The sequence below is a fragment of the Halomonas sp. AOP5-B2-8 genome, from assembly GCF_052376475.1.
GTDB classification, from domain to species: Bacteria; Pseudomonadota; Gammaproteobacteria; order Pseudomonadales; family Halomonadaceae; genus Vreelandella; species Vreelandella casei.
This window is the reverse complement of the sequence record NZ_JBQSVS010000005.1, coordinates 219,449-236,718: the sequence shown is the minus strand read 5'-3', so window position 1 is coordinate 236,718 and position 17,270 is coordinate 219,449. Positions and strand designations below refer to the sequence as shown.

14 protein-coding genes are annotated in these 17,270 nt (G+C 51.8%); 3 read left to right on the top strand and 11 right to left on the bottom strand.

What is annotated here, in order from left to right:
- The first annotated feature begins 3 nt into the window (after positions 1-3).
- Entirely contained in the window at positions 4-933 is a 930-nt protein-coding gene (locus tag ACT3RP_RS13700) for a PA2778 family cysteine peptidase (protein ID WP_483393990.1), read from the top strand.
- 179 nt (positions 934-1,112) lie between these two features.
- Here ACT3RP_RS13700 and sthA read toward each other — a convergent pair whose 3' ends face one another.
- From sthA to ACT3RP_RS13655, 9 genes are all read right to left on the bottom strand, one after another.
- The gene (gene sthA / locus ACT3RP_RS13695) at positions 1,113-2,504 is read right to left on the bottom strand and encodes a Si-specific NAD(P)(+) transhydrogenase (protein ID WP_096279626.1); all 1,392 of its coding nucleotides are present in this window, start codon (positions 2,502-2,504) and stop codon (positions 1,113-1,115) included.
- Between the two features lie 92 nt (positions 2,505-2,596).
- Complete coding sequence (gene nqrM / locus ACT3RP_RS13690) at positions 2,597-2,851, bottom strand: (Na+)-NQR maturation NqrM (protein ID WP_441673294.1); 255 nt, start codon at positions 2,849-2,851, stop codon at positions 2,597-2,599.
- A 306-nt stretch (positions 2,852-3,157) separates the two neighbouring features.
- Positions 3,158-4,390, bottom strand: a complete 1,233-nt coding sequence (gene nqrF / locus ACT3RP_RS13685) for an NADH:ubiquinone reductase (Na(+)-transporting) subunit F (protein ID WP_096279622.1) — start codon at positions 4,388-4,390, stop codon at positions 3,158-3,160.
- 71 nt (positions 4,391-4,461) lie between these two features.
- Entirely contained in the window at positions 4,462-5,079 is a 618-nt protein-coding gene (gene nqrE / locus ACT3RP_RS13680) for an NADH:ubiquinone reductase (Na(+)-transporting) subunit E (RefSeq protein ID WP_096279620.1), read from the bottom strand.
- Between the two features lies 1 nt (position 5,080).
- Positions 5,081-5,749 carry an NADH:ubiquinone reductase (Na(+)-transporting) subunit D gene (locus tag ACT3RP_RS13675; protein ID WP_483393989.1) on the bottom strand — a complete coding sequence of 223 codons (669 nt, stop codon included), beginning with the start codon at positions 5,747-5,749 and terminating at the stop codon, positions 5,081-5,083.
- A gap of 2 nt (positions 5,750-5,751) precedes the next feature.
- A complete protein-coding gene (locus ACT3RP_RS13670) occupies positions 5,752-6,573 on the bottom strand; it encodes a Na(+)-translocating NADH-quinone reductase subunit C (RefSeq protein ID WP_096279616.1) in 822 nt (273 codons plus the stop codon).
- Positions 6,573-7,799, bottom strand: a complete 1,227-nt coding sequence (locus ACT3RP_RS13665; protein ID WP_096279614.1) for an NADH:ubiquinone reductase (Na(+)-transporting) subunit B — start codon at positions 7,797-7,799, stop codon at positions 6,573-6,575. Before ACT3RP_RS13665 ends, ACT3RP_RS13670 begins: the two co-directional genes overlap by 1 nt.
- On the bottom strand, positions 7,799-9,178 hold the full coding sequence (locus tag ACT3RP_RS13660) for a Na(+)-translocating NADH-quinone reductase subunit A (protein WP_441686030.1): 1,380 nt from the start codon (positions 9,176-9,178) through the stop codon (positions 7,799-7,801). The genes ACT3RP_RS13665 and ACT3RP_RS13660 overlap by 1 nt, the downstream gene beginning before the upstream one ends.
- A gap of 312 nt (positions 9,179-9,490) precedes the next feature.
- Positions 9,491-10,945, bottom strand: coding sequence for a glyceraldehyde-3-phosphate dehydrogenase (locus ACT3RP_RS13655; RefSeq protein WP_096279610.1), 1,455 nt, complete (start codon positions 10,943-10,945; stop codon positions 9,491-9,493).
- A 256-nt stretch (positions 10,946-11,201) separates the two neighbouring features.
- Here ACT3RP_RS13655 and mfd point away from each other — a divergent pair, with 256 nt between their 5' ends.
- On the top strand, positions 11,202-14,651 hold the full coding sequence (mfd, locus tag ACT3RP_RS13650; protein WP_176483390.1) for a transcription-repair coupling factor: 3,450 nt from the start codon (positions 11,202-11,204) through the stop codon (positions 14,649-14,651).
- 84 nt (positions 14,652-14,735) lie between these two features.
- A complete protein-coding gene (locus tag ACT3RP_RS13645; RefSeq protein ID WP_096279606.1) occupies positions 14,736-15,851 on the top strand; it encodes a L,D-transpeptidase family protein in 1,116 nt (371 codons plus the stop codon).
- Between the two features lie 140 nt (positions 15,852-15,991).
- Here ACT3RP_RS13645 and ACT3RP_RS13640 read toward each other — a convergent pair whose 3' ends face one another.
- Together ACT3RP_RS13640 and ACT3RP_RS13635 are read right to left on the bottom strand one after the other, a co-directional pair.
- On the bottom strand, positions 15,992-16,255 hold the full coding sequence (locus ACT3RP_RS13640; RefSeq protein WP_096279604.1) for an Lpp/OprI family alanine-zipper lipoprotein: 264 nt from the start codon (positions 16,253-16,255) through the stop codon (positions 15,992-15,994).
- A 214-nt stretch (positions 16,256-16,469) separates the two neighbouring features.
- Positions 16,470-17,099, bottom strand: coding sequence for a L,D-transpeptidase family protein (locus ACT3RP_RS13635; RefSeq protein WP_096279601.1), 630 nt, complete (start codon positions 17,097-17,099; stop codon positions 16,470-16,472).
- Positions 17,100-17,270 lie beyond the last annotated feature (171 nt).

The following is a 17,270-nucleotide window of genomic DNA, read 5'->3' as shown; positions in this document are numbered from 1 at the left end:
CACATGACCAACACGTTTTTTTACGCCCGCTTTGCGGGCGTTTTTATGATCTTTCTGCTACTCAGCGCCTGTGCCCGTAATCCGGTATTGCTACAAAGCAGTTACAGCAACCTGCCGGCGCACGCCGAAATTGAAAGCGTGCCTTTTTACGCTCAAACGGAATTCCAATGTGGGCCTGCCACGCTGGCCATGGCGCTCAATTACCAAGACGTGGATGCAGAGGTTGATAAGCTCATTCCTCAGGTATTCTTACCCGGGCGGGATGGCAGCGTACAGCCCGAAATGCTGGCAACCGTTAGACGCTATGAGCAGTTGGCATATCCTATTCGTGGCACAATGGATGCGTTACTCGGCCACTTAGCGGCAGGCGATCCAGTAGTCGTAATGCAAAATTTATCTCTGCCGATTTACCCTATGTGGCACTACGCTATCGCGATTGGCTATGACCTCCCTAGCGAAACGCTTATTCTGCGCAGCGGCGAAATTGAACGTCATACCCTGTCCTTTAGCCGCTTTGACGCGACCTGGGCACGCACCCAGCGCTGGGGATTTGTGGTCGCAGAGCCAGGCTCCCTGCCTGCCGGCATTACCGCACGCAATGCGTTAGAAGCCATTAGTGCCTATGAAGAGACCCACGGGCCTCGGGCAGCACTTTCAAGCTGGCAAACGTTCGTAGAGCACCACCCTGCTAACGCAATAGGTCAGTTTGCGCTAGGCAACGCTCTTTACGCAAACCAGCAGCCCGACCAAGCGCTTCAGGCATTTGAGAAGGCAACCGACATTGACCCTGAGATGGGCGCGGCTTGGCTAAATAGCGGCCTATTACTTGTTCAACAAGGATCGACTGAATTAGCTAGAGACGCATTAACTCAGGCGGCTTCATTACCAGGTAGCTGGCAAAAAAAGGCCCAGCAGTTATTGGATAGTTACTGAGATTGGATAGTTACTGAGATTGGATAGTTACTGAGATTGGATAGTTACTGAGATTGGATAGTTACTGAGATTGGATAGTTACTGAGATTGGAGCGTTGCTAGAGTTGAGTAGTTGCTAAGGCATATCCATCAGGCTGCCTTCTCAAAGGAAAAGGCAGCCTGACTGGCTAGACAAAAACTTAGAAAACGCGATTTAAGCCATTCTGAGCCGCCACTCGATAAGCTTCAGCCATCGTCGGATAGTTGAAGGTCGTGTTAACGAAGTACTTCAGGGTATTGGCTTCGCCCTTCTGCTGCATAATCGCCTGGCCGATATGCAAAATTTCAGAAGCCTGATCGCCAAAGCAGTGGATACCGAGTATTTCCAGGGTGTCTTGGTGGAAAAGGATTTTAAGCATGCCCACGATATCGCCCGTAATCTGTGCCCTGGCGGTATCTTTAAAGAAAGCCTTGCCGACTTCATAGGGCACTTTAGCTTCCGTCAATTCGCGCTCATTGGCCCCGAATGAGCTGATTTCAGGAATAGTATAAATGCCTGTCGGCACATCGCTGACAAACCGATATTCTTTATCGAGCAGCTCATTACACGAGTTCAAGCCTTGATCGTAAGCGGCGCTGGCAAGACTTGGCCAACCTATTACATCGCCCGCCGCATAGACATGCGAAACCTCGGTACGATAATGTTCATCAACACTTAGCTGCCCCCGGCCATTCGCACTCAGGCCAATGTTCTCCAGGCCCAAGCTGTCCGTATTACCGGTACGACCGTTCGCCCATAGGAAAGCATCAGCGCGCAGTTTTTTACCTGACTTTAAATGCACTACTACACCAGACTCATCACCTTCCACGCTGGCGTATTCTTCGTTATGGCGAATCAAGACACCGTGCTTACGCAGATGATAAGACAGGGCATCGCTTATCTCATCGTCCAAGAACGACAGCAGGCTGTCCCGGTTATTAATGAGATCAACTTTGACGCCTAAGCCTGAAAATATCGACGCGTATTCACAGCCAATGACACCAGCCCCGAAAATCACTAGCGTACGCGGCGTGTGCGAGAGGCTTAAGATAGTATCAGAGCAATAAATGCGCGGATGACGGAAGTTAATATCCGCCGGACGATAGGGGCGTGAACCAGTGGCAATAACTATTTTCTTAGCGACTAGTTCTTCCATGCCTTCTTGGCGATCACGTACCACTAAGGTGTGTTCGTCTTTAAAACGCGCAACGCCATGGAACAGGTCAATACGGTTACGCGCGTAAAACGTGGTGCGCATCTCTACCTGTTTGTCGATGGTTCCGCGTGAGCGCTCCATCACTTTAGGAAAAGAGAACCAGCGCGGCTCACCAATATCGCGAAACATTCGGTTTGTGTTGAACGCCATGATCTGTTTGACCTGATGGCGCAATGCTTTAGAAGGGATCGTCCCCCAGTGAGTACAATTCCCCCCCACCTGGGCTTGTTTCTCAACAATCGCTACGCGCTTGCCATGCTTTGCAGCGTTGATGGCTGCGCTTTCCCCTGCAGGCCCCGTACCGATTACTACGACATCGTAATTATGAACCGCCATACTCTCTGCGTCTCCCTCTTCCCGTTATACTCGTCTCACGAAATAAGCGCTGCACGTTTTAAAAATACGCTTTTCGCCTAGTACATACCTGGCTATCGACGGGTCACATCGTAACCTAGATCAGCGCCGCGACTTTCGTCGCTGCGGCGGCGAATACTGCTTTGCTTGCGGTTCTCTTCTTCACAGACTTCGTCTTTACCGCCACAAATATCGCAGCCTTCTTTTAATCCAAGCTGATTCAAGCCGCCGCATGTGCCCGCTATGGGTTTACGGCCCATAAGCACACCCACTGCCATGGCGCACATGATCAGTGCCATAAAACCAAATGCCAGTAGCCAAATAGTCATATCAATCTCCCAACACTGCTTATTTTGATAGTGATGCCTTGCTTGCACCTAAACTGTCGCTTGCCAGTAGTCCTCTCTACAAGTAGCTCTCTCTACAGGTAACTGTCGACAGCTTACCTGCCAAGAAGTGCCTTACAAGCTTATTTTGTACACTCATTATACATCAGCGGATCAGAGGTTATAAGCGCCCGCCTATTGAGGGTAATCCATAAACAAACGGGGCCAGCCCAAAAGGCCAGCCCCGCTTATCACGTCTATATCTACTACGGCCTATCGAGGCTGTCGACTTACAATCTTGATGATTGATTAGCCGCCAAAGTCATCCAGTAAGATGTTTTCTGGCTCGACACCCATATCCAGCAGCAGCTTGATAACAGAGGCATTCATCATCGGCGGTCCACACATGTAGTACTCGCAATCTTCAGGCGCGGGATGATCCTTTAGATAGTTTTCGTACAGCACGTTATGGATGAAGCCTGTAGGGCCTTCCCAGTTATCTTCGTCTTGTGGATCAGAAAGCGCCAAGTGCCACTCAAAGTTAGGGAACTCTTCGGCTAACTGATCGTACTCTTCGTTATAGAACGTTTCACGCCAAGAGCGCGCACCGTACCAGAAGGTGATCTTGCGATCCGACTTCAAACGCTTTAGCTGGTCAAAGATATGGCTGCGCATTGGCGCCATACCTGCGCCACCACCGATAAAGATCATTTCAGCATCAGTATCGCGGGCGAAGAACTCACCAAATGGCCCCATGACAGTCACTTTGTCGCCTTCTTTTAAGTTGAAGACGAACGTAGACATCAAACCAGGCGCATGGCTAGTACCGGGAGGCGGCGTTGCAATACGAATATTGAACTTAAGGATACCCTTTTCATCAGGGTAGTTCGCCATCGAGTAAGCGCGAATAACTTCCTCGTTGCTCTTGTGGGAAACTTTGAACATGTCAAATTTTTCCCAGTCACCGCGGTATTCTTCCTCAATATCAAAATTAGAAAACTTGATGTCGTAAGGCGGTGCGACTAGCTGCACATAGCCACCTGCACGGAAGGCAACTTCCTCACCTTCAGGCAGTTTCAAGTTCAGTTCTTTGATAAAGGTGGCAACGTTGGGGTTAGCAACAACCTCACATTCCCATTTTTTAACGCCAAAGACTTCTTCAGGCACTTCTACTTTCATGTCCTGCTTCACAGGTACCTGACAAGATAGACGCCAGCCGTCTTTCTTCTCACGCATAGTGAAGTGCGATTCTTCGGTTGGCAGGATGGAGCCACCGCCCTCTTCTACACGGCACTTGCACTGCGCACAGGAACCGCCGCCACCGCAAGCTGAAGAGAGGAAAATACCGTTAGCAGCAAGCGTGTTTAGCAGCTTACCACCGGCTTGCGTACTCAACGTATGCTCAGGGTCGCCATTGACTTCAATGGTCACGTCCCCGCTACTAACTAGCTTACTGCGCGCTGCCAGAATGATCGCCGTTAAGCTAATAACGATGACCGTGAACATGACAACACCGAGCAAGATGACTGTTGTATCAACCATGTCGGTTTCCTATTGCTGAAGGTTTTGTATAACCCGGCGACGCGAGCATCGCCGAGAAAAACCGGCTCCGATTAAAGCTGAATGCCAGAGAAAGACATAAAGCCTAACGACATCAGACCCACGGTGATGAAAGTGATGCCCAGTCCTTGCAGCCCACCCGGCACATCGCTGTACTTCAACTTTTCACGAATACCCGCCAGAGCGGCAATCGCCAGCGCCCAGCCCGTGCCTGCGCCAAAACCATAGACCACTGATTCGCCAAAGTTGTAGTTGCGCTCAACCATGAACAGTACGCCACCTAAAATGGCGCAGTTAACGGTGATTAGCGGCAGGAATACACCTAACGCGTTGTAGAGCGAAGGCACGTACTTATCAAGGAACATCTCCATGATCTGTACTAGTGCAGCAATAACACCGATATAGGAAAGCAGCCCAAGGAACGAAAGATCAATATTTTCAGCACCGCTGATACCCGTCCACGTTAGTGCGCCTTCTTGCAGCAAGTAGGTGAACACCAAGTTGTTGATGGGTACCGTAACGGTCAATACAACGATAACGGCAATACCGAGACCAATCGCAGAAGAAACCTTTTTGGAAACAGCCAAGAAGGTACACATGCCCAAGAAGAAGGCCAGCGCCATGTTCTCAACAAACACCGAGGCAACAAAAAGACTCAGATAATGTTCCATATTACACGGCCTCCTTGGGCTGGGTGTTTTCCTTCATTTTGAACTCATTACTTTCTACTTGCTCTGGATTAACCGAACGCATAACCCAAATCAGCAGACCAATAATGAAGAACGCCGAAGGCGGTAACAGCAGCAAGCCGTTAGGAACGTACCAGCCGCCGTCTTGAACCGTCTGGAGGATGGTGAAGCCAAAGATGCTTCCAGCGCCCAGCAGCTCACGTACAAAACCGACAATCAGTAGTACAAAGCCGTAGCCTAAGCCGTTACCGATACCGTCTAAGAACGACAGACCTGGCGAGTTAGACATCGCAAAGCCTTCTGCACGGCCCATAACGATACAGTTGGTAATGATCAGGCCTACAAACACAGAAAGCTGTTTGGACATCTCATAAGCGTAGGCTTTGAGAATCTGATCTACCACGATAACCAATGATGCAATAATGGTCATCTGCACAATGATACGAATCGATGACGGAATGTGATTCCTGATCAACGAAACGAACAAGTTTGAGAACGCAGTCACAAAGATAACCGCCAGCGCCATTACCAGCGACACGCTCATGCTTGTCGTTACTGCCAGTGCTGAACAAATCCCCAAAATCTGCAGTGCGATGGGGTTGTCTCTAAAAATCGGCGCCGTTAAAACGCCTTTTGCATTTACGTCCGCCATGATTAAGCCCCCTCAACGTCTTCGAAGTCAGTATCGGTGCCTTCGGCATCTTCCGGCTCAGTACCGCTGCGGAATTTCGCCAAATACGGCCCGAATGCTTCCTCGCTTAACCAGAACCGCAGCATGTTTGTCACGCCATTACTGGTTAGCGTAGCGCCAGATAACGCGTCCACTTCATAGTCGTCGCTCGCGCCGCCCTTAGTAAGGTGAATTGCCGGTGAGAGGTCGCCCTCTTCATCGTAAATTTTCTTACCTTCCCACTGGGCCTGCCAACGTGGGTTGTTTACTTCCCCACCTAGGCCTGGCGTTTCGCTGTGCTCGTAGTAGGTGATACTAACGATCGTGTTGCCATCACCCTCTACCGCTAAGAAGCCCCGCATCAGTCCCCAAAGCCCTTGGCCACGAATAGGTAGCACAATTTGCTCTGGATCGTTTTCGTCACCAATCAGGTATACCGTCGCGTAGTTTTCTACCCGCGAAAGGCCTGCAATATCCTGATCGCCTGACAGCGTGCGGCCGGTAGCGGGATCCCGCGCAGCCTCAAAGCTATCAAACGTATCAGGATCAAACTCATCAGTGTATTCGCCGCTATCCAAATCGATAACGCGGGCGGTGATTTGCTCGCTAAAGGCCTCCTCAACGTCCATACCGGGCTCATAGAGCTTGGCAACGTTGAGGATATTGGTTTTACGGTCAAGTTCCTGATTGAGCTGCTGAGCGGGGCGCAATGCAACCGCCGCCGTCGAGACGATGACCGAGCACACAATACACAGTGCAAAGGCCACAATCAGGACTTTCTTGATGGAGTTATTACCTTGTGCCATTAGGCAGTCTCCTCGGCCGGTACACCGGTACGCTTAACGCGGCGCTTGATATTGGCCTGGACGAAGAAATGGTCAATCAGCGGTGCAAACAGGTTCGCGAACAGAATCGCAAGCATGATGCCTTCTGGGAAGGCCGGGTTCACAACACGAATCAAGACAGTCATCACACCAATCAGCGCACCAAATATAAGGCGGCCCTGGTTAGTCATCGAGGCTGACACCGGGTCAGTCGCCATGAACACCATACCGAAGGCAAACCCACCAATAACCAGATGCCAGTACCAAGGCATGGCGAACATGGCGTTGGTATCGGAGCCTATCAGGTTAAAGAGTGTACTGGTGGCCACCATGCCCAGGAATACACCCAGCATGATTCGCCAGGAGGCAATACGTGTCCACAGCAGAACCGCCGCCCCCATAAAGATGGCCAGCGTGGAAACCTCACCCACAGAGCCTGGGATAAAGCCAAGGAAGGCATCCCACCAGCTAAAGGTATTGGTCAACGCCGTCATGCCGTCCTGGAATGCTAAGGAAAGCGCAGTGGCTCCCGTATAGCCATCGGCTGCGACCCATACAGAGTCACCCGAGATTTGCGCCGGATAAGCGAAGTATAGGAATGCACGCGCCGTTAGTGCGGGGTTCAAGAAGTTCTTGCCCGTACCACCGAAGATTTCCTTGCCAATGACCACACCAAAGGTGATGCCTAAAGCAACTTGCCAAAGCGGGATAGTGGCGGGAAGAATCAGCGCAAACAGCACCGACGTCACGAAGAAACCTTCGTTCACCTCGTGGCCACGCTTAATCGCGAACAACACTTCCCAGAAACCGCCCACTGCAAACGTTACCAAATAGATAGGTAAGAAGTAGGTAGCACCAAGAACAAAGTTAGCCCATAAGCTGCTGGAATCATGACCCGACGCCAAGGTCATCATGATCGCTTCGCGCCAGCCACCCATTGACGCGTAACCCGCATCAATGGCGACGTTAGCTTGCCAGCCGGCATTCCACATACCAAATAGCATGGCAGGGAAAGTGCACAGCCAAACGGTGATCATCATACGCTTAAGATCAATACCATCGCGCACGTGGGCCGTCGTTTTAGCAACGCTAGGCGGTGAGTAGAAAATAGTATCTACCGCTTCAAATAACGGATAGAACTTTTCGTATTTTCCGCCCTTGTGGAAATGCGGCTCGATATTTTGGAGTGTCTGTTGAATACCCATCATCACGCCTCTTTCTCGATCATGGAGAGATTGTCACGCAGGATAGGGCCGTATTCGTATTTGCCAGGGCAAACGTACGTGCACAGCGCCAGATCCTCTTCGTCCAGCTCAAGACACCCAAGCTGCATGGCAGCTTCAATGTCACCCACGATCAGCGAACGCAAAAGTTGAGTAGGCATAATGTCTAGTGGCATCACTTTCTCGTAGACACCGATGGGCACCATCGCACGCTCAGAACCATTCGTTGACGTCGTCGGTGCATAGTTGCTCAGCCCTTTAATTTTGGAGATATAAATTCCCAAAACCGAGTGGCGATTAACACCGGGAGACATCCAACCCATGAATGTGCGCTTATTGCCTTCTTCTAGCAAGCTCACTTGGTTGCCAAAGCGGCCTAGATAGGTCAACTTGCCTTCTGCAGCAAAACCAGAAAAAACAGAGCCAGAAATGACGCGAGTGTCATCAGGCTTGATAACGTCGCCGTCCAGCAGCTCATCCGTATTAGCACCTAGGCGTGTACGAATAAGACGTGGATTCTCGGCACGCGGACCACCGATGGCAATAACACGGCTCACATCCAGCTTACCTTCTACAAACAGCTTGCCGAACGCAATCACGTCCTGATAGCCGATGTGCCACACTTTTTTATGCAGTGCGACCGGGGAAAGGTAATGAATGTGGGTCCCGACCAAGCCGGCAGGATGAGGTCCCCCAAAGCTTTCAATCTTCACACCGTCAATATCGCCGCCCGGAATAGAGGCATTTTCGCCTGTACCCTTTTCACCTGTACCCTTTTCACCTGTACATAGGAAAACGTTGCCCTCGGTAAGGCGCGCTAACACCTTGAGGCCGTCTTCAAATGCCTGCGGCTGCTCATTTATGATCAGCGCAGGGTCAGGGCTCAGCGGATGGGTATCCACGGCAGTCACAAAAATATCGACCGGCGTGCTGTCGATAGCTGGCGTACGCGAGAATGGACGCGTGCGTAGCGCTGTCCACAGCCCAGATTCCACCAGCTGATCAACTACGATCTGACGATCAAGCTGTGCGATGGCATTACGATCATGAGCTGCGAACTCAATCGCCTCCTCAGTCTCGTCAACTTTAATCACAACAGATAGCAAACGACGTTTTTCGCCACGGTTTATTGCAAGCACTTCACCGGCAGCAGGCGCTGTATAGCGCACGCCATCAATCTTCTTATCGGTGAAGAGCAATTGGCCTAGTTTGACCTTATCCCCTTCCTGAACTTCCATTGTTGGCTTCATGCCAACGTAGTCAGTACCCAGGATTGCCACGTGGCGCACAGGCCGCGCATCTTCAATACGCTGCTCGGGCGCTCCCGTGATGGGGAGATCCAGGCCTTTTTTGACTTCGATCATAGTCTCGCCCAGTTGTTGGATCGGATATACGAAGGTATGGGGTTCGAATGCTTCTTTTCTGCTCAGTGAATTCTTGTTTTCTGCTCAGATTGTTACCAGTCAGGCCCAAGCAGCACTTGAACCACCCCGAAAAATCCCTCTTATTATAAAGACAAGCGCGTCCAATGACCACATCCCTTATGACCTTCAAAAGTGCTATATACATACACAAGAAGGTGAATTGGGAGCAAAAAAAGGCGCCACCCAAAGGTAGCGCCCGCTAGTCCTGCTCGCATGAACGTCCAACGCACGGACTTTCCTACGACTAATTACTTAGCGTGGTAACTTTAAGAACTGCACATTAGACATCTGCTGCAAAATACGCACTACCTGACAGCTGTAGCCAAACTCATTGTCGTACCACACATAAACGACAGCATGATGACCGCTAGCAATCGTCGCCTTAGCATCAACAATGCCCGCATGGCGGTTGCCAACGAAATCAGATGACACCACTTCGGCGGAATCAACGAAGTCAATCTGCTTCTGATAAGCGGACTCAATTGACATCCGACGCAAGTAATCATTTAGCTCAACGGCATTGACTTCTTTATCCAGCGTCAGGTTTAGAATAGCCATGGAAACATTGGGGATGGGCACGCGAATGGCGTTGCCTGTCAGCCGGCCTTCTAACTCAGGCAATGCCTTCGCGGCAGCTTTAGCGGCTCCCGTTTCAGTCAATACCATGTTGAGCGCCGCGCTACGGCCACGACGATCGCCTTTATGGTAGTTATCGATCAGGTTCTGATCGTTAGTGTAGGCATGGACGGTTTCAACATGGCCATTCACAACGCCGTATTCGTCGTTGAGCACCTTCAATACCGGCACAATCGCATTGGTCGTGCATGACGCAGCAGAGACAATAAGATCGCTGTCACCAATCGACGCATGGTTAATACCATAAACAATATTCTTAATGTCGCCTTTGCCCGGTGCGGTTAGCAGAGCTTTAGCGGCACCTTTACATTTCAAATGCTGACCCAGGCCGTCTTCATCGCGCCAGATACCGGTATTATCAACAATCACAGCGTTGTCGATGTCGTACTCGGTGTAATCAATCTCACTAGGAGAATCGGCGTAAATAACTTGGATAACATTGCCATTAACCGTCAACGTGCGCGCCTGCGCATCGACGATAATCGTACCATCGAAAGGGCCATGAACAGAATCACGGCGCAGCAGGCTGGCGCGTTTTTCAAGATCTTTCGCCACGTCGCCACGGCCGCGCACCACGATGGCACGTAGGCGCAGAAGGTTACCGCCTCCGGCTTTCTCAACCATCACTCGCGCTAGCAAGCGGCCAATACGACCAAACCCGTAAAGCACTACATCTTGAGGCTCGCCCGTGCTTGCGCCCGACTGATAACCATCAATTATTTCGTGAAGCTCTTTACGTAGGAAAGCCTCAACGTCACCGCCACCTTGGCGCTTAAACATCACCGCCAGCTTACCGACATCTACATGCGCAGGCCCAAGGTTAAGCGCAATCATGCCTTTTAGGATTGGGTACGTATCGTCGACAAACAGCTCTGTCCCTTCCAGCTTGCGCACGAAGCGATGGTCTTTAAGAATGCGAATGACCGACCGCTTAATCAACGAACGTCCGAACATGGTGGCAACAACGTTATTTTGACGATAGAGCTGACCCACCATAGGGATCATCTGTTCCGCCAAAGCCTCGTTACCCTGCCATTCTTGAAAAACGTTTTCGAGAGCTTGCTGACTCACGTGCGGCCTCATTAATGTAGTGAAAAAGTGTAAAAACAATAAGTAAAAAACAATTTCCGTGCTGCATTATCCTAGCCAAGCGCCGCCGTCGCAATCAAAGGATGGTCGCACAACGTGTAGGCGTATTACAGAATCGTCGATTTGACTACAAGCTTGGCCAATGATTAGTAACTATCGATAAGCGACAGCGCTCTAACTGAAACGGGTGATCGTGTATGATCTGCTTTCCGTTTCAGCGCAAAACGATATCTTGATTATGCCGACTTTTTCTCTGCTCGAACCGCCCCAGCCCGAAGGGACTCGCGATACGCTCTACTGGACATCGCCGCCGGGCAGTGCGACTGCACTGGCACTCTCCCGCGTTGCAACCCACGCGCCTCTATTGGTCATCACGCCCAATACGGCCAGCGCGCAGCGCCTTGAGCAAGACCTGTATTTCTACAGCGACGTACCGGTGCTGCCCTTCCCCGACTGGGAAACGCTGCCCTACGACAGCTTTTCACCCCATCAAGACATTGTCTCGGCACGACTACGCACGCTTCGTCAGCTGCAAGATGGCGTGCGCGGCATTGTGCTGGTGCCAATCAATACGCTGATGCAGCGTCTGCCCCCGGTTGAATATATTGCCGGGCGAGTGATGACCTTAAAAACCGGCGAGCGGCTGGATCGTGAGACCTTTCGCGAATCATTATCGCGAGCGGGCTACCGTGCCGTAGAAACGGTTTACGAACCCGGCGAATATGCCATGCGCGGCGCGCTGATTGATCTGTTTGCCATGGGTATGGATGAACCAATCCGTATCGACTTGTTTGATGATGAAATCGATACGCTGCGCCACTTTGACCCAGGCAGCCAGCGCTCTACGGATAAACTTGAGTCACTCGAGCTATTACCCGCTCATGAGTACTCACTCAGCCGTAGTGCCATTGCCTGTTTCCGCGAAAAATTTGAAACACTGTTTGACGTCGACCCGCGCCAGTGCCCGCTGTATAACGATGCATTAAAAGGCATTCCATCACCGGGCCTTGAGCACTACCTACCGCTATTTTTTGAGCATACCGCCTCTTTATTCGATCACCTGACGAATGACACGCGAGTAGCTTTACTGCCCGGCGTTTTCCAAGCAGCCGAGCAGCATTGGCAGGCAATAGACGCCCGCTTTGTCAACTTAGGCGTGGACAATACGCGCCCGCTTCTGCCTCCGCACCGGGCATTTTTTCCCGTCAGTGACGTATTTTCGGCCATCAAATCGTATCCGCGCATTGAGCTGACCGAAGACAGCCAGCAACGCCATGCGCAGCTGCCTGACGCCACATCGCTTCCTACGCTGTCGATCAACTCGCGAGCGAAAAAGCCGTTAAGCGATCTGTCCGCGTTTTTAACCTCACACTCTAAAACACGCACGCTTTTTGTGGCGGAATCCCGCGGCCGGCGCGAGGCATTAGAAGAGATACTGGCACCGCTGAAGCTATCGCTGCCCCACACTGAGAGTTTCCATGCGTTTCTGGCTGGCAGCCAACAGTATGCGATTACCGAAGGGCTAGTCGACAGTGGCCTGTGGCTTAACAATCCCAGTTTGGCGGTGATCAGCGAAACCGAGTTATTTGGCGAAGTCGTACGTCAAAGTCGCCGTCGTGAAAAAGCCACCGATGACAATGAGCTAGCGGTACGTCATCTATCAGAGCTGCGTGAGGGCGCGCCGGTTGTTCACCAAGCCCATGGCGTGGGCCGCTACTTAGGCCTTGAGACATTAGAGGCAGGCGGGCAGGCAAATGAGTTTCTTGCGCTCTCCTATGCAGATGGCGCCAAGCTGTATGTGCCCGTCGATAGCCTACATATGATCTCCCGCTATAGCGGCGCCGACGACGAACTAGCGCCTCTGCATAAGCTGGGCTCAGATCAATGGGAAAAAGCGCGTCGCAAAGCCGCCGAGAAAATTCGTGATACCGCAGCCGAACTGCTGGACGTTTACGCACGCAGGGAAGCTCAGCAGGGCGTGGTCTACGAAGCCCCCGGGGAGGATTACCTACGTTTCTCAGCCAACTTCCCGTTTGAGGAGACGCCCGATCAGCATGCGGCCATTGAGGCGGTGATCAGCGACATGACGTCGCCACAGCCGATGGACCGCGTGGTGTGCGGCGACGTAGGCTTCGGCAAAACAGAAGTCGCCATGCGCGCGGCGTTTCTAGCCGTGCAGTCCGGCCGGCAAGTGGTCGTCCTGGTGCCGACCACTCTGCTCGCACGCCAACATTTTGAGAACTTCCGCGATCGCTTTGCCGATACTGCCGTCAATATTGGCCTGATTTCCCGCTTCACCAGTGCCAAAGAAGTCTCTCAGACGCTGGAAAGCATTAAAAACGGTCAAACCGATATTGTGATCGGCACTCACAAGCTGCTCTCGAAAAGTGTTGAGCTACCTAAAATGGGCCTGCTCATTATCGACGAGGAGCATCGCTTTGGGGTTGCCCAAAAAGAGAAGCTAAAAACGTTACGCGCTGAGATCGACATATTAACCCTGACCGCCACGCCTATTCCGCGTACGCTGAACATGGCCATGAGCGGCATCCGCGACCTATCGATCATCGCCACGCCGCCGGCCCGCCGTCTTTCGGTCAAAACCTTCGTGCAGCAGCATGACGACAGCGTGATAAAAGAAGCCCTGCTGCGTGAAATATTGCGTGGTGGCCAGGTCTATGTGCTGCATAACGAAGTTAAAACGATCGAAAACACCGCCGAAAAGATCCGCGAACTGATACCCGAAGCACGCGTTGGCGTTGCCCACGGCCAGCTACCTGAGCGCAGCCTGGAGCGCATCATGTCGGACTTCTACCATCGCCGATTTAACGTATTGGTCTGCTCCACCATTATTGAGACAGGCATTGATGTGCCTAGCGCAAACACCATCATCATTGAGCGTGCTGACAAATTTGGCCTGGCCCAACTACACCAACTGCGGGGACGAGTTGGCCGCAGCCACCATCAAGCCTATGCCTATCTTTTGACCCCTACACCAAAAGCCATGACGCGCGATGCGATAAAACGTCTTGAGGCCATCAGCGCTTCGGATGATTTAGGGGCGGGTTTTACGCTGGCTAGCCACGACATGGAAATTCGCGGAGCAGGTGAACTGCTAGGCGATGAGCAGAGCGGCCAAATGGAAACCATTGGCTACACGCTTTATATGGAAATGCTTGATCGAGCCGTGAAGGCGATTCGTGCCGGCAAAACCCCCAATATCGATGTTCCCTTCAATACCGGTGTCGAAATTAGCCTTAATCTGCCTGCCCTCATTCCCAGCGACTACATTCACGATGTGCAGCAGCGGCTAGTGATGTATAAGCGGATTGCCAATACGCAGAGCGATGGCGAGCTTAAAGAACTGCAGGTTGAGCTTATTGACCGCTTTGGCTTGCTGCCCGCGCCATTGAAAAACCTCATTCGGCAAACCAAGCTGCGCCATCGCGCTGAGCAGCTAGGCATCAGCCGAATAGAAGCCGGCGAAAGCCGTGGTCGAGTGCTATTTGAGAGCAGCACTCAGGTCGACCCCATGACGCTGGTGACACTTATTCAACGCTCACCAAAACACTACCGCCTGGATGGCGCAGACACCTTAAGATTTGAATTACCTATGGAAAGTGTTGATAAGCGTTTTCAGCAGCTAGAAAACTTACTCAGCACGCTTAATCAAAAAGTAGCGGCGGCGTGAACCTTGGGGCAAACTTGTCAGTAGCTATGCCCTACTGGTCACCAAAACGCGCATCAGCAGTAAATTAACATATTAGGAACGACTATGAACATTCGACATACTTTCAATCTCTGGGGCCCCACCAGCTTGGCTGTGCTGTTTGCAGCTAGCCTGGCTACCCCTGCTTTTGCGCAATCCGCTGACGAGCAGGTAGACAGCCAACAAGCGCAAGAAATCAACCTCGATGCCGTTGACAGCGCATCACAAGTTGCTAGCCGAGACGAGCTGCCCCGCGGCCACTTCCGCCTACCTGAAACCGGCGACATCGTCGGGGAACGCTATACGGTCGTCGTCGAAGACTCTAGCCAGACACTCCTTGATATTGCTCGACGTCACAATATTGGCTATGAAGAAATTCGTATGGCCAATCCTGGCGTAAGCCTATGGGTTCCTGGCGCAGGTACCGAGGTCGTTATTCCGGCTCAGTATATTTTGCCCCCAGCACCTCGTGAAGGCGTCGTAGTCAACCTATCTGAGTTGCGTCTTTACTATTACCCGGCCAACAATCCGGGCATCGTTGAAACCTACCCGATTAGCGTAGGTCGGGAAGAGTTTGCAACCCCGGTTGGTATCACTCGCACAACCGTTAAGGTAAAAGATCCTGCATGGGCACCGCCAGCTTCGATGCGCCGCGAAGCGGCTGAACGTGGCGATCCTGCGCCTTCAATTGTGCCCTCAGGCCCTGACAACCCGCTTGGCGAGCACGCCATCCTTCTGGCGATGCCTAGCTACTTAATTCATGGCACCAATAAGCCAGACGGCGTAGGCATGCGTGCTAGCCGTGGCTGTATTCGCATGTACCCTGAAGATATCGCCTCGCTGTATGAGCGCCTGCCTAGCGGCACTCAGGTCAACCTGATGGATGCACCCTTTAAAGCAGGCTGGGGAGCCGACGGCACACTGTTCGTGCAGTCCTTCCCTCAACTTGAAGAAAACGTGGGTGATTTCGAACCGATACGCAACGCAATTGATCGCGTTACGGCGCTAACTGAAGATCAAGTAGAGATCGACCCAGAGCAGATAGAGCGTGCCGTTGACGCACCAGACGGCCAATTTATTGCCCTCTTTGGCCCCGGAGCACCTGAAATAAAACCCGAGCCTGTCGAACTTATCGACGAAATTGAGCTCACAGCAGCACCTAGCAGCGAAGAAAAAGCTTGATGCGCTGATAGCGCAGCAACAAAAAACCCCGCCGAGGCGGGGTTTTTTTGTGTAGCTGTGTGCAAAGCTTCTTGCATTACAATCTACACATACAGCAACCGCTGAAAGAGTCTATTGACTCCCCAACAGTCCAGGCAGAATTACTTCTGCATGGAACGCTGGAACATACGGTTCATTTCTTCACGGTTCTGCTCAGACATCTGCAGAGCAGCCTGCGCATCGCGCTGGGCTTGGTTTGCAGTGTTCATAGCCTGTGAAGCCATGCTGCGTGCTTCTGCAGCGTCAGCTTGTGCAGACTCAGCAGTCATGCGAACTTCTTCCAGAGCGCTGGTAGAAGCACAACCAGCTAGGATTGCCAGAGAAGCGGCAGCAGCAGTCATTTTCAGAGTATTTTTCAGAGTCATAATGTTCTCCTTGAGTCGTCCTTGGGTACTACGTTAAGGGTATGACAAAGGTAAGGCTAAGCTCTTAGCTTAAATTTGTCTACCTGCGGTGCAGGTTCTTTTCAATGACTTGTGCTGTTAAGCACACAAGTCAAACGCTGTTTTATAATAGTCCACAGCGCTTGTCTATAGCCACTTATTTAAAAACCTCGAACTTCCTTACAACGGCGCTAGCTTAACGGATCACTACACGGGTGCCAACACCCACTAGCTCTGCGAGGCGATCAATTTGCTCGTTGGTAACGGCAACACACCCCTGAGTCCAGTTATAGCGCCCATGAATATCGGGATCCGCGCCACCCAACCCATGAATACCAATAGCGCCGCCAAGCGCCGTATTTTGGGATGGGTGACCGTAACGGCGGTAGTATTCGAAGTAGTCTTCATAATCCGTTTGGGAGTAAACCCCACTTTCCAATGCCATGCGTGCATGGGCCGGCGTTGGATAGTCAATGGCCATAAAAGTGCGCCACTGGCTTTCGTAATTAAAACGATTGATACGAAACTCGCCCAAAGGGGTCACACTATCGCCACGTACGCGCTGCGTTTTTGCCCCCGCCCGCCCTAACGATATCGGCGCAAAGCGCTCTAGTAAGGCATTGCCACGAAACACGCTTAGCGTAGACTCTTGATCATCTATCAACACCCATAGTTCGTTGCTGTGCCTAGGTACATGAGCACGCGTGAGCATCGCCTCAACGAGATCCGGGACGCCTGATGGACTAGGCGAATTCACAGCAGCGCTCGCAACGGCGGGAAAGCTCAGCGCCATAGCGAGAAAACGACGGCGATTGACAGGCATCATGGTAGCTCTCGAAACACGTTAGCCTGTGGTTGACCCACAAGGCTCATCTGGTGGCTGTTATACATTATTCCCACATTCGCCGTTAGTATTTTCGTCATACGCGCAATACAGCTAACGCGCAGTGAATAACCGCGCTCACCAAGGCATTACTGCAATGAGCGCTTTTCGTTA

Coding starts and splice junctions, on each gene's coding strand:
- ACT3RP_RS13640 (WP_096279604.1), bottom strand. CDS start 16,255: ATGACTCTGAAAAATACTCTGAAAATGACTGCTGCTGCCGCTTCTCTG.
- ACT3RP_RS13675 (WP_483393989.1), bottom strand. CDS start 5,749: ATGGCGGACGTAAATGCAAAAGGCGTTTTAACGGCGCCGATTTTTAGA.
- ACT3RP_RS13665 (WP_096279614.1), bottom strand. CDS start 7,799: ATGATGGGTATTCAACAGACACTCCAAAATATCGAGCCGCATTTCCAC.
- nqrF (WP_096279622.1), bottom strand. CDS start 4,390: ATGGTTGATACAACAGTCATCTTGCTCGGTGTTGTCATGTTCACGGTC.
- ACT3RP_RS13700 (WP_483393990.1), top strand. CDS start 4: ATGACCAACACGTTTTTTTACGCCCGCTTTGCGGGCGTTTTTATGATC.
- nqrE (WP_096279620.1), bottom strand. CDS start 5,079: ATGGAACATTATCTGAGTCTTTTTGTTGCCTCGGTGTTTGTTGAGAAC.
- ACT3RP_RS13670 (WP_096279616.1), bottom strand. CDS start 6,573: ATGGCACAAGGTAATAACTCCATCAAGAAAGTCCTGATTGTGGCCTTT.
- nqrM (WP_441673294.1), bottom strand. CDS start 2,851: ATGACTATTTGGCTACTGGCATTTGGTTTTATGGCACTGATCATGTGC.
- sthA (WP_096279626.1), bottom strand. CDS start 2,504: ATGGCGGTTCATAATTACGATGTCGTAGTAATCGGTACGGGGCCTGCA.
- ACT3RP_RS13660 (WP_441686030.1), bottom strand. CDS start 9,178: ATGATCGAAGTCAAAAAAGGCCTGGATCTCCCCATCACGGGAGCGCCC.
- mfd (WP_176483390.1), top strand. CDS start 11,202: ATGCCGACTTTTTCTCTGCTCGAACCGCCCCAGCCCGAAGGGACTCGC.
- ACT3RP_RS13645 (WP_096279606.1), top strand. CDS start 14,736: ATGAACATTCGACATACTTTCAATCTCTGGGGCCCCACCAGCTTGGCT.
- ACT3RP_RS13635 (WP_096279601.1), bottom strand. CDS start 17,099: ATGATGCCTGTCAATCGCCGTCGTTTTCTCGCTATGGCGCTGAGCTTT.